Origin of the sequence: Tepidimonas charontis (assembly GCF_007556685.1) — a bacterium.
Classification (GTDB): Bacteria; Pseudomonadota; Gammaproteobacteria; order Burkholderiales; family Burkholderiaceae_C; genus Tepidimonas; species Tepidimonas charontis.
The window spans coordinates 1-12,500 of the sequence record NZ_VJON01000029.1; the positions used below are offsets into that span (position 1 = coordinate 1).

Sequence of the window (12,500 nt, forward strand, 5' to 3'; positions counted from 1 at the left end):
CCTCATTGCGGCCGTGCGCCTCATCGGCCGGTGGCTCGCCCAGCGGCGGCCAACCGAGACCAGTGGCGCCAACCCTGCCCAGCTGCGGCTAAGGGCGGCGTGAAAATGAATTTTTCAGGGACGACTACCTCAAACTCACCAACGCACGCGGGGGCATCAACGGCGTCAAGGTCAGCTGGGAAGAGTGCGAAACCGGCTATGCCACCGACCGCGGGGTCGAGTGCTACGAGCGCCTCAAAGGCAAAAACGGCGGGGCCACGATGTTCCAGCCGCTTTCGACTGGCATCACCTTCGCCCTGACCGAAAAGGCACCCGTGGACAAGATCCCGCTCATCACCGCGGGCTACGGCCGCAGTGAATCACAAGACGGCGGCGTGTTCAAATGGAACTTCCCACTCGCCGGCACCTACTGGGTCGCTGCTGATGTGCTGATTCAACATATCGCGAAAAAGGAGGGCGGCTTCGACAAGCTCAAGGGCAAGAAAATCGCTCTGGTCTACCACGACAGCCCGTTTGGCAAAGAGCCAATTCCGTTGCTGCAGGAACGCGCGGCGATGCACGGCTATCAGCTCAGCTTGCTGCCGGTGGCGCACCCCGGGGTCGAACAAAAGGCCACGTGGCTGCAAATCCGCCAGCAACGCCCTGACTACGTATTGCTGTGGGGCTGGGGCGTGATGAACTCGACCGCGCTGAAGGAAGCCCAAGCCGTCGGCTACCCACGCGAGAAGATGTACGGCGTGTGGTGGGCCGGCGCCGAGCCGGATGTCAAGGACATCGGCGAAGGCGCCAAGGGCTACAACGCCATCACCATGCAGCACGGCGCCGAGCCCAACGCCCCCTTCATCAAGGAAATCCTCGAGAAGGTGCACGGCAAGGGCCAGGGCACGGGCCCCAAGGAAGAGGTCGGCTCGGTGCTGTACGTGCGCGGGGCGATAAGCGCGATGCTCGCCGTCGAGGGCGTGCGTGCCGCGCAGGAGCGCTTCGGCAAGGGCAAGGTCATGACCGGCGAGCAGGTGCGCTGGGGCCTGGAAAACCTGAACCTGACGCAGGCCAAGCTCGACGCGCTGGGCTTCAAGGGCGTGATGCGACCGATTTCGACGAGCTGCCAGGACCACATGGGCGCGGCCTGGGCCCGCATCCACACCTGGAACGGCAGCAAGTGGGAGTTCACCAGCGACTGGTACCAGGCCGACGAGCAAATCCTCAAGCCGATGGTGCGCGCTGCTGCCGACAAGTACGCCGCCGAGAAGAAGATCCAGCGCCGCACGCCGCAGGACTGCCAGTCCTGATGGTCCGGGCAGGGGTCGGTCGGTCCATGCCGACCACCCCGCGGTGGGGGCAGGCGTTCCGCAGCCCCCGCCACCACCCGCCAGCGTCGGTCCGCGGCGCTGACGTGTGGTGCCTGCGCACCCAGCCACGTTACCGAGGTCACCCCATGACGACACCCACTCCCGTCCTCACCGTCAACGGCATCGAGGTCATCTACAACCACGTCATCCTCGTGCTCAAGGGCGTCTCGCTGCAGCTCGCCGAGGGCCAAATCGCCGCCATCCTGGGCGGCAACGGCGCCGGCAAGACCACCACCTTGCGCGCCATCTCCAACCTCCTCAAGGGCGAGCGCGGCGAGGTCACCAAGGGCTCGATCGAGCTGCGCGGTGAGCGCATCGAGAATTTGACGCCGGCCGACCTGGTCAAACGCGGCGTAGTCCAGGTGATGGAGGGGCGCCATTGCTTTGCCCACCTCACCATCGAGGAAAACCTGCTCACCGGCGCCTACACGCGCACCGACAAGGGCGAAATCGCCGCCAACCTGGAGAAGGTCTACACCTACTTCCCAAGCCTGAAGACGCGCCGCACCAGCCAGGCCGCCTACACCTCCGGCGGCGAGCAGCAGATGTGCGCGATCGGCCGCGCCCTGATGGCCAACCCCAGCGTCGTGCTGCTGGACGAGCCGTCGATGGGCCTGGCGCCGCAGATCGTCGAGGAGGTGTTCGAGATCGTCAAGGATCTGAACCAGAAGGAGAAGGTCAGCTTCCTGATCGCCGAGCAGAACACCAACATGGCGCTGCGCTACGCCAACTACGGCTACATCATGGAGTCGGGCCGCATCGTCATGGACGGCGCCGCCGAGGACCTGCGCAACAACGAGGACGTCAAGGAGTTCTACCTCGGCATGGGCGGCGGCGAGCGCAAGAGCTTTCGCGACGTCAAGAGCTACAAGCGCCGCAAGCGCTGGCTGGCCTGACACAGTTGCCCGCCCAGCCAACGCGCTGGCCGCTCGGCCCATCGAACACCCCCATGAGCCTCGCGCATCGCCGCTCGATCCCGTTCCACCGACGGGCGGGGAATGCGGCCCACCACCGCGTTCCTGCGGGCATACCCGCCCGAGCAGACCGGCGCCCCGACCTTCGCACCCCGTCATCACACTCCACCCCGATCGCCCCCGCGACACACTGCCATGCCTTTCTTCGACGCCCTCGAAATCCGTCCCGCCGCCGAGCGTGAGGCGGCCTTGATGGCCGCCCTGCCTGGTTTCATTGCACTGGCGCGCGAGCGCTCGCCCGCGTGGGCGCAGTGGCTGCGTGACATCGACCCGGCCCAGATCGCGTCGCGCGCCGCCTTGGCCACGTTGCCGGTGCTGCGCAAACATGCCCTCTTGCACCACCAGCAGGTCGCACGCGACTCCGGTGGCGATCCGTTCGGGGGCGTGGCCACCATCGGCTGGCGCAGCCTGCTGCGCCCCAGCGGGGCACGCCGTGTTTTCCAGTCTCCCGGGCCCATCTATGAGCCGGAGGGCGAGCGGTCCGACTACTGGCGCACCGCGCGCGCACTGGCCGCCGCCGGTTTCGAGGCCGGCGACCTGGTACACAACGCCTTTAGCTACCACCTGACGCCGGGTGCCTGGATGATGGAGGCCGGGGCGCATGCGCTGGGATGTACGGTGTTTCCTGGCGGCGTCGGCAACACGGAGTTGCAGCTCGCCGCGATCGCCGACCTCAAACCCGTGGGCTACGTTGGCACGCCCAGTTTTTTGCGTATCCTGGTCGAAAAAGCCGAGGCGGCGGGCCTGGCGCTGTCGCTGCGCAAGGCCCTGGTGTCCGGCGAAGCGTTCCCGCCCAGCCTGCGCGACTGGTTGGCCGAACGCGGCATCACCGCGTATCAAGCCTACGCCACCGCCGATGCCGGGTTGATCGCTTACGAGACCCCGGCGCGCGAGGGGCTCGTGCTCGATGAAGGCGCGCTGCTGGAGATCGTTCGCCCTGGAACCGGCGACCCGGTACCCGACGGCGAAGTCGGCGAGGTGGTGGTCACGGTATTCAACCCCGACTATCCGTTGATTCGCTTCGGCACCGGCGACCTCTCCGCCGTCTTGCCTGGCCCCTGCCCCAGCGGCCGCACCAACACCCGCATCCGCGGTTGGCTGGGGCGTGCCGACCAGACCACCAAGATCAGGGGTATGTTCGTGCACCCGGAACAGGTCGCCGAGGTACTGCGCCGCCACCCCGAGGCGCTGCGCGGGCGGCTGGTGGTCAGCGGCCAAATGGCCGACGACCACATGACCCTGCGCGTCGAAACCGACATCCCTTCCGAAGCCTTGCGCGCGGCCCTACAGCAAACCTTGCGCGATATCACCAAGTTACGCGGCGAAGTCGAGCTGCTCGACGTAGGCGCCCTGCCCAACGACGGCAAAGTCATCGAAGACACCCGCCGCTACGATTGAGCGCTCACTGCCCACCGTGGCCGATCCGTACACCGCTGGACGGACAATCACGGACCGCGGCCAACCCACCGCCGCCTTGGCTACAGCCGCTCCCGATACCGCCCTTCGGGCGGCCACGTCACCGCCGGCTGCCGGAGCGCGCCGCCTCGCGTGCGCTTGAGTCCGTGGGATGCGCCGGCGAGCACGCGGTCGCCGCAGCGTCAGGGTTGACCCGGTGGGCGACGGGTGCGCCCGTTGATAGCATTGCACCAGTTGCGCTTTTCTGTCCCTTCAGGAGTCGTCCACATGAACATTCGCTGGTTCGGCACGCTGGCCCTGTCCATCGTCACGGTATCTGCCCTCGCGCAGGACTTTCCGAGCAAACCCATCACCTTTGTCGTCCCGTTTGCCGCCGGCGGCCCCACCGACACCGTGGCGCGCCAGCTGGCTGAGTCGATGCGCAAACACCTCAACAACGTCGCCATCGTCGTCGACAACGCCTCGGGCGCGGGCGGCACCATCGGTGCCAACAAAGTGGCGCGCGCCACGCCAGACGGCCACACACTACTGGTATGGCACATCGGCATGGCGTCCACTCCTGCGCTGTACCGCAAACTGCCGTTCAAGCCGTTGGACGACTTCGAGTATTTGGGCATCATCAACGATGTGCCCATGACCCTGGTGGGCAAGCCCCAACTACCCGCCAACACCTACCGCGACTTCGAAAATTACATTCGTGCCAACCAGGGCAAGTTGAATCTCGGTCACGCCGGACTGGGGTCGGCATCTCACATCTGCGGTCTGATGTGGCAGTACGCCGTCAAACTCGACAAATCGATGGCCACCGTCGCCTATCGCGGCACCGCCCCGGCGATGAACGACCTGATCGCCGGCACCATCGACGTCATGTGCGACCAAACCACCAACACCACCCAGCAAATCGAGGCTGGTCGCATCAAAGCGTTTGCGGTCACCACCGCCAAACCGCTGGCCGATCACCCGCTGTTGAAACACTACCCCACGCTGCAGGAGATGGGGTTGCGTGACTTCAACCTCACGATCTGGCACGGCCTCTACGCCCCCAAGGGCACACCCGCACCCGTGCTGCAAAAACTCAACGAGGCTTTGCGCGCCGCGCTACGCGATCCGGAATTCGTTCAAAAGCAAAAAGCCCTCGGCGCCATCGTGCCCGCTGCCAACGATCGCCGTGTCACCCCCGAGGGGCACAAAGCGTTCGTGGCCAACGAAATCAACAAGCTCAAGGCGGTCATCGACGCCGCCGGCCAGTACGCCGACTGATCGGTGCCGGCGCAGCCGTCAAGGCCGTGGCGCCGTAAAGTCAGGGGCGTCTCATACGCCCCACACCACCTCGCAGCGCTCGCGTTGGCAGTGCTGCAACATCTCGATGAACGGTGCCACCCGCGCGCGCAGTGGCACCCGTTCCTCGGGCGGCTCGGGCAATTCCTCGCCTTTGGCTTGCGCTTCCTCGCGCTGACGCCGGGCTTTCGCCTCCTCCTGCTCCACTGCTGCCCGCAGCGCGTCGATCGCCGCCGCCATTTGCTCCGGCAAGATGATGCCGGGCCCCGCCGGGTCCTTGCCCAAAATCTCCAGCACACGCTTGCCCGTGTGCTCCAACATCACGACGTCACCCGTGGCCTTCGACTTGAACCGGTACAGCATCGATCTTTCCTCCTCATTGAGACGTGGGCGGCACGGCACGAACCAGCGCGCACCGCGGTGTTTGCCGACTCGGCCACGGCACGCGAGCCATCAACGCCCCGCCAAGATGGCCCCGTAAGCAGTTGTTTGAGCGTGCGCAGCAGGCGTTGTTCCTCCTCCCCCAGCGCGTCGGCCCGTACGTCCGGGCCATCCAGATAGATCAGTCCCACCACCTCCTGCGCCCGCCTCAACGGCATCACGACGAACGACATCGCGCTGTCCAAAAAGGGGCGGTACCAGAGCGGCAAACGCTCGCGAATGCGCGTACCGTTGGGCTGTGCGATCCAGCTGTCACGCTGTGCGTCCAACAACAGCGCAAACAAATCATCGGGTCGCTTCGCCTCAGCGTCCAATGGCGCCACAGCAAATGCCTGTTGCAGGGACTCGACCCCTTCGCCGATACCGCTGCATGCCCGCAGCCATCCGTCGGCTTCGCGTGCACACAGCACCGCGCGGCGCGCGCCCAGGGTGGTGTACAAAATCTTCAGTCCCAACGCCTGCAGGGCTGCCGTCGACGCCCCTTCCGCCAGCGCCCGGCTGTATTCCTCCAGTCCCGACGTCAGGGCGGCGGCCACGTCCTGCCCGTCCTTCGGCTCGCATACCAACGGCGCCGATCTGCCGTCCGCGTCGGTGTGGGTCGGCTCCGTGGTCATCACTTTCGGTGCAGAGCGCTGCGCGCCATCGATCACCGGAGGCTGCGTCGGCCGGCCAGCTTCGGCGGCCAGCAAGCGTTGCCAGCGCGGCAAGCCCATTGGTGCGTCATCCAGGCCAAAAGCGCTGCTGATGGTGCGAAAGGCCTCCCGCGCCTGGTTCGCTGCAGCCGTCACCTCCTGGGGTGTGCGCCGCAGCGGCCCTGGTATCGACGCGCCACAGCAGAGAAAACAGCCGGCTCGTCGCGCCCATCCGCCCGCAGCAGCCGGGCGCGCGCCATGTCGTTGCCCGCGGCACCCATCCAGCGGATCAGCTCGGTCTCATCGCGCAGACTGTGACTGGGGGGCGGACCGGCAGGTCGCTGCATGGTGCGACGCAACGCGTCCGGGAATCCCCATTGCTGCGCCACCCGATCGGCCAGATCATCGTAGCTCACACCCAAATGGCGCTGCACCGCCAGCGCTTCGCGGCCGGGGTCACCCTGGGCTTCACTCTGAATCTTTTGAGCCAGCTCGGGCAAAAAGGCCTCCACCCGCATAGGCCCCAGGCCCTGGAACAGGGCCCCGAGAAAAACCGCCTCGCGCGAAACACCCGCGCCGTAAAACGCGACTGCCAACTCAGCCGCCAACAGCGACTCTGCAAACCGATCGAGCAGCCGCATCGCCTGCGCCCGCTGGCGCCACTGCGCAAGCAAGACGACGCTCAATGCGAGGCCGCGCACCGCCTGCACACCCACCAGGCTTATCGCTCGCGTCACCGTCAAGACGCCCCCATGGTGGGCCCGGTGTTGCGCCGCATTGACGATGCGCAACAAACGCTGCGTCAACCCCGGATCGCGCAGTACCGCCTCGGACAGGGCGTTGAGTGTGCCGCGCTCGTCTTCGGTCAGCGCAACGACGCGCATCACCTGCGCCGACAACGCCGGAAAATCCGGATCCTGAGCCAAGCGCTGCCATAACGCAGTCAATGCATCTTCGCGTCCGGCCTGCGTGTCGGCGGCGCCCATCGGGGTTTCGGCCATCGACGCTTTGCAATCCTGCGCCAGCGATCACGCGGGCTTGAGCACAGTATCGACGAGTCGCCCGGCAATCTGACCGACCGCCAAGCTGGCTGGACAGCCCGGAGCCTGCAGCAACAGCAGCTGCCGCCGCATCACCGCCTCGCGCACCGCCTTGTCCACCGGAATGTCGCCCATGTGGACCAACCGAATCGGTGCGGCACGCCCATCACCGCCAACGAACCGGTTCAGCACCGCCTGCAGCTGCGCCGTGATGGCCCGCCCATCGCCCGGTCGCGCCGCTTGGTTGACCACCAACCGCACGAGTTGGCGTCGCTGTTGGGTCGCCAATACTTTGATGGTGGCGTAGGCGTCGGTCAGCGAGGTGGGCTCGGGCGTTGCCACCAACAGCACCTCGCTGGCCAGCGACAAGGCAAACAACACGACGTCCGAAATGCCCGCCCCCGTATCCAACAGCACCACGTCGTAGCGTGGCACCACCTGCTCCATCAAGCGCAAAAAGTCCTCACGTACCTCCGGGGTCAGGCGCGAATACTCCACCAAGCCCGAACCCGCCAGCAGCACCTGAAAACCCCCAGGTGCTTGCACGATGGCCTCATCCAAGGTGCACCGCCCGCTGAAGACATCGTGCAGTGTCAGCTTCGGATACAGATTGAGCACGACGTCGAGATTGGCCAATCCGAGGTCGGCGTCGAGCACCAACACCCGCAAGCCGCGCCGCGTCAGTGCCGCAGCCAGATTGGCCGACAAAAACGTTTTGCCCACGCCGCCCTTACCGCTGGTGATCGCGATCACCTTGCCGCGGCTGGGGTGCAACAACACCCCGCTGGGCGATGCGACCGCAGCGGCGGGTGCAGAGGCAACGGTATCGTTCATGGGCGAACTCATGCGGCGCTACTCAAGTCGCGTCGGCAGCGTCGATGATAAGGCCATCGGGGGGTGTCCAAGCGAAGAGAAGCTGCTTTTCCTCGGCGCTGACATCGCTCACCGGCACCGCCTCGATGCAGACACGGTTGCGCCCCTGCCGTTTGGCCATATACAACTGACGGTCGGCCCGCTCCAGCCAACGCTCGACGCTCGTGCGGACCCACGGTGGTGAATAAGCCCCGCCGACGCTGACCGTCACACGTAGCGTGACCTTGCCATCGGGCAGGCCAATCGGGTGCGACTCGACCGCCGCGCGCAAGCGCTCGGCCAGTACAGCCCCAGCGCCGACAGAACATTGCGGCAGCAATACCCCAAACTCCTCACCCCCTAAGCGGGCCACCGTGTCCATCGGCCGCACGTGCTCGGACAAAATCGCCGCCACGGTGCGGATCACCGCATCACCGGCCAGGTGCCCGTGGGTGTCGTTGACGCCCTTGAAGTGGTCGATATCGAACATCAGCAGCAGACTCGTCTCCCCCGACCGGGTGGAACGGTCGAGTTCCTGTGCCAAGCGGGCCAGGAAAGCGCGCCGATTCGGTAGCCCGGTCAGCGCATCGCGTTCGCTGAGCTCACACAAGGCATCGATGATCGCCTGCACTTCATCCGGCGAGTCGGCGGGCGGCAATTCGACCCCCGCCCGCTGCAACAGCGCGCGCGCGTGTGCCAAACGCAAAGGGGACGACGCCATGACTCGGGCCTGCTGCGCATGGCGACGAACCAACGCCGCCGCCTTTGCTCACGAGTATATGCGGCTTTTCGGGCGCGCCCCGTTGGCCCCAACGCGCGGGCACGGGTGCGCCTGCCTTCGCACACCGCAGCCCCCAGGGCCACTCATGCGCGCGACGTGTAGGACCCACACAGCTCTCGGTCCGAATCGGGGCCGCATGACCGAGGGACCCATTGGTGGCACACTGATGGCAGTATCGGCAGCGCAACCCTCACAAACCCGGGCGGACGTCCAGTGTCAGGCGCGCCAACCGCCATTGACCACCAATCACGACCCGCCGTCACGCGGCCAGCGCAGCGGCCGTGGCGCACACGGCCGCGCGGCAGCGCCAATCGCCGAGATGTGCTCGGGCGTCGTGCCGCAGCAGCCGCCGACGATGTTGACCAAGCCCTCCTGTGCAAACGCATGCAGCAAGCGCGCCGTGTCCTGCGGCGTCTCATCGAAACCGGTCTCACTCATCGGATTGGGTAAACCCGCGTTCGGATAACAGCTGATGTAGGTATCCTCCGCCACTCGCGCCAACTCCTGCAAATACGGCTTCATCAGCGCCGCGCCCAGTGCGCAGTTCAGCCCCACCGCCAGCGGCCGTGCGTGCCGCACGCTGGCCCAGAAGGCCGTCACCGTCTGTCCACTCAACAAGCGGCCCGAGGCGTCGGTGACAGTACCACTGACGATAATCGGCAAACGCTCGCCCGTTGCGTCGAACGCACGCTCGATCGCAAACAAAGCTGCCTTCGCGTTCAGGGTGTCGAAAATGGTCTCCACCAACAACACATCGACCCCGCCATCGATCAAAGCCAACGCTTGCTCGTGGTACGCCTGCTCTAGCTCATCGAACGTGACATTGCGCGCACCGGGGTCATTGACATCTGGGCTGATGCTGGCGGTACGCGGCGTCGGCCCCAAAGCCCCGGCGACGAAACGAGGGTGCTCGGCGCTGGCGAAGCGATCACAGGCCTCACGCGCCAATTGTGCAGACGCCAGGTTCATTTCCCGCACCCATGCCTGCAACCCGTAGTCGGCCTGCGCGATCGCGGTTGCGCCAAACGTATTCGTCTCGATGATGTCTGCACCCGCAGCCAAATACGCCGCGTGGATATCGGCAATCACGTCCGGTCGGGTCAGACTCAGCAACTCATTATTGCCTTTCAGATCCCCAGGATGGTTGGCAAAACGCGGGTCACAGCCCTCTCGCCCCTGGCAGCCCCCCCCCCGGTATTGCACCTCGCCCAGCCGAAGCCGCTGGATCATCGTCCCCATCGCACCGTCAATGATGACGATGCGTCGGGCCAACTGATCGACCAGCCGCTGACCGCGCGTGTAGCGTGCGTGTGTGCTCATGATTGCCGATTGTGCTCGCCGGCGCAGGCCAGCCGGCAGTGTGCCACGTTCCACCCCAATGATGGGGACCTACCAAAGCAAAACCCCGAGAGCGCGAAACTCTCGGGGTTGCTTGGCAATAACCGCCTGACGATGACCTACTTTCACACGGGAACTCCGCACTATCATCGGCGCGAAGGCGTTTCACTGTCCTGTTCGGGATGGGAAGGAGTGGGACCGCCTTGCTATGGTCGTCAGGCATAACCGGTCTCGGGCAGCTGATCCAGGCCCTCTCGGGGCCCCAGCCGCCCTCTCACAGAGTCGAGCCAGCAGCGCACTCAGCGCACCGCCGGCCACATGATCAGCTCCAAGCGAAGTTTTCTTGCCTCTGCAACGCCACAGCTGCGGGTTTGCTCACCCAGACACAGCCATCAGGCCTCACACAGACACGGGCTTCACAGACAACAGAGAAGGCGTCGCCTCGTCTGCTGCGCTTTGCTTTTGTCGCGCAAAGCTATAGGGTCAAGCCTCACGGGCCATTAGTACTGGTTAGCTCAACGCATTGCTGCGCTTACACACCCAGCCTATCAACGTCGTGGTCTACGACGACCCTTCAGGGGGGTCAAGCCCCCAGGCAGATCTCATCTTGGGACGAGTTTCCCGCTTAGATGCTTTCAGCGGTTATCTCTTCCGCACATAGCTACCCGGCGATGCCACTGGCGTGACAACCGGTACACCAGAGGTGCGTCCACTCCGGTCCTCTCGTACTAGGAGCAGGCTCCCTCAAATCTGCAGCGCCCACGGAAGATAGGGACCAAACTGTCTCACGACGTTTTAAACCCAGCTCACGTACCTCTTTAAATGGCGAACAGCCATACCCTTGGGACCGGCTACAGCCCCAGGATGAGATGAGCCGACATCGAGGTGCCAAACACCGCCGTCGATATGAACTCTTGGGCGGTATCAGCCTGTTATCCCCAGAGTACCTTTTATCCGTTGAGCGATGGCCCTTCCATACAGAACCACCGGATCACTTAGACCTGCTTTCGCACCTGCTCGACTTGTCAGTCTCGCAGTCAAGCACGCTTATGCCTATGCACTACCAGCACGATGTCCGACCGTGCCTAGCGTACCTTCGTGCTCCTCCGTTACGCTTTGGGAGGAGACCGCCCCAGTCAAACTGCCCACCATGCACTGTCCCCACCCCCGATTCAGGGGGCCAGGTTAGAACCTCAAACGCACCAGGGTGGTATTTCAACGTCGGCTCCACGACACCTGGCGGCACCGCTTCTCAGCCTCCCACCTATCCTACACAGATCCGTTCAAAGTCCAATACAAAGCTGCAGTAAAGGTTCATGGGGTCTTTCCGTCTTTCCGCGGGGAGATTGCATCATCACAAACATTTCAACTTCGCTGAGTCTCGGGAGGAGACAGTGTGGCCATCGTTACGCCATTCGTGCAGGTCGGAACTTACCCGACAAGGAATTTCGCTACCTTAGGACCGTTATAGTTACGGCCGCCGTTTACCGGGACTTCGATCAAGAGCTCTCACCCCATCACTTAATCTTCCGGCACCGGGCAGGCGTCACACCCTATACGTCCACTTTCGTGTTCGCAGAGTGCTGTGTTTTTAGTAAACAGTCGCAGCCACCTATTTTTTGCAACCCATTCACGCTTCGATGCTCTCTACACGCTACTAGGGCACACCTTATCCCGAAGTTACGGTGTCAATTTGCCGAGTTCCTTCTCCCGAGTTCTCTCAAGCGCCTGAGAATACTCATCTCGCGCACCAGTGTCGGTTTGCGGTACGGTCAACTGCAAGCTCAAGCTTAGTGGCTTTTCCTGGGACCCCATTCGGTCACTTCACGAGACATGCTCGCTCGATCGACAGCCTCGGTATGTGAGCACCGGATTTGCCTAGCGCTCGCCTACTTCTGCCTAAACCGGCACTTCCAACCGCCGGATGACCTAGCTTGATCCGTCCCCACATCGCACTTGCAGCCGGTGCAGGAATGTTGACCTGCTTCCCATCAGCTACGCATCTCTGCCTCGCCTTAGGGGCCGACTCACCCTACGCCGATGAACGTTGCGTAGGAAACCTTGCGCTTGCGGCGAGCGGGCTTTTCACCCGCTTTAACGCTACTCATGTCAGCATTCGCACTTCCGATACCTCCAGCAGCCTTCACAAGCCACCTTCACAGGCCTACGGAACGCTCTCCTACCATGCGTGTTACCACGCATCCGCAGCTTCGGTGCCCGGCTTGAGCCCCGTTACATCTTCCGCGCAGGACGACTCGATCAGTGAGCTATTACGCTTTCTTTAAATGATGGCTGCTTCTAAGCCAACATCCTGACTGTCTTAGCCTTCCCACCTCGTTTCCCACTTAGCCGGTCTTAGGGACCTTAGCTGGCGGTCTGGGTTGTTTCCCTCTCGTGTC

General features: G+C 64.1%; 9 protein-coding genes, 2 rRNA genes and 1 pseudogene (1 of these 12 running past the window's edge). 4 read left to right on the top strand and 8 right to left on the bottom strand.

Features of this window, described 5'->3' with window-relative positions; translation table 11 throughout:
* Nucleotides 1–122 precede the first annotated feature (122 nt).
* The 4 genes and pseudogenes from Tchar_RS08920 to Tchar_RS08935 form a co-directional block, all read left to right on the top strand.
* Nucleotides 123–1,289 (top strand): annotated as a pseudogene (locus Tchar_RS08920) (ABC transporter substrate-binding protein); the annotation flags it as partial.
* A gap of 146 nt (nucleotides 1,290–1,435) precedes the next feature.
* A complete protein-coding gene (locus tag Tchar_RS08925) occupies nucleotides 1,436–2,245 on the top strand; it encodes an ABC transporter ATP-binding protein (protein ID WP_144328721.1) in 810 nt (269 codons plus the stop codon).
* A gap of 213 nt (nucleotides 2,246–2,458) precedes the next feature.
* Nucleotides 2,459–3,721 carry a phenylacetate--CoA ligase family protein gene (locus Tchar_RS08930; RefSeq protein WP_144328722.1) on the top strand — a complete coding sequence of 421 codons (1,263 nt, stop codon included), beginning with the start codon at nucleotides 2,459–2,461 and terminating at the stop codon, nucleotides 3,719–3,721.
* Between the two features lie 285 nt (nucleotides 3,722–4,006).
* The gene (locus tag Tchar_RS08935) at nucleotides 4,007–4,999 is read left to right on the top strand and encodes a tripartite tricarboxylate transporter substrate-binding protein (RefSeq protein WP_144328723.1); all 993 of its coding nucleotides are present in this window, start codon (nucleotides 4,007–4,009) and stop codon (nucleotides 4,997–4,999) included.
* 51 nt (nucleotides 5,000–5,050) lie between these two features.
* Here Tchar_RS08935 and Tchar_RS08940 read toward each other — a convergent pair whose 3' ends face one another.
* The 8 genes from Tchar_RS08940 to Tchar_RS08975 all read right to left on the bottom strand — a co-directional run.
* Entirely contained in the window at nucleotides 5,051–5,380 is a 330-nt protein-coding gene (locus tag Tchar_RS08940; protein WP_144328724.1) for a DUF1840 domain-containing protein, read from the bottom strand.
* On the bottom strand, nucleotides 5,338–6,246 hold the full coding sequence (locus Tchar_RS08945; RefSeq protein ID WP_144328725.1) for a hypothetical protein: 909 nt from the start codon (nucleotides 6,244–6,246) through the stop codon (nucleotides 5,338–5,340). Before Tchar_RS08945 ends, Tchar_RS08940 begins: the two co-directional genes overlap by 43 nt.
* Nucleotides 6,243–7,091 carry an HDOD domain-containing protein gene (locus Tchar_RS08950; protein WP_144328726.1) on the bottom strand — a complete coding sequence of 283 codons (849 nt, stop codon included), beginning with the start codon at nucleotides 7,089–7,091 and terminating at the stop codon, nucleotides 6,243–6,245. Before Tchar_RS08950 ends, Tchar_RS08945 begins: the two co-directional genes overlap by 4 nt.
* A 27-nt stretch (nucleotides 7,092–7,118) precedes the next feature.
* Nucleotides 7,119–7,964: a MinD/ParA family protein gene (locus Tchar_RS08955; RefSeq protein ID WP_144328727.1), complete on the bottom strand. Its 846-nt coding sequence runs from the start codon at nucleotides 7,962–7,964 to the stop codon at nucleotides 7,119–7,121.
* Between the two features lie 22 nt (nucleotides 7,965–7,986).
* Entirely contained in the window at nucleotides 7,987–8,703 is a 717-nt protein-coding gene (locus tag Tchar_RS08960) for a GGDEF domain-containing protein (RefSeq protein WP_144328728.1), read from the bottom strand.
* Between the two features lie 306 nt (nucleotides 8,704–9,009).
* A complete protein-coding gene (locus Tchar_RS08965) occupies nucleotides 9,010–10,083 on the bottom strand; it encodes a homocysteine S-methyltransferase family protein (RefSeq protein WP_144328729.1) in 1,074 nt (357 codons plus the stop codon).
* Between the two features lie 124 nt (nucleotides 10,084–10,207).
* Nucleotides 10,208–10,321: ribosomal RNA gene (gene rrf / locus Tchar_RS08970) — 5S ribosomal RNA — on the bottom strand.
* Between the two features lie 259 nt (nucleotides 10,322–10,580).
* A 23S ribosomal RNA gene (locus Tchar_RS08975) occupies nucleotides 10,581–12,500 on the bottom strand; it runs 960 nt beyond the window's last position.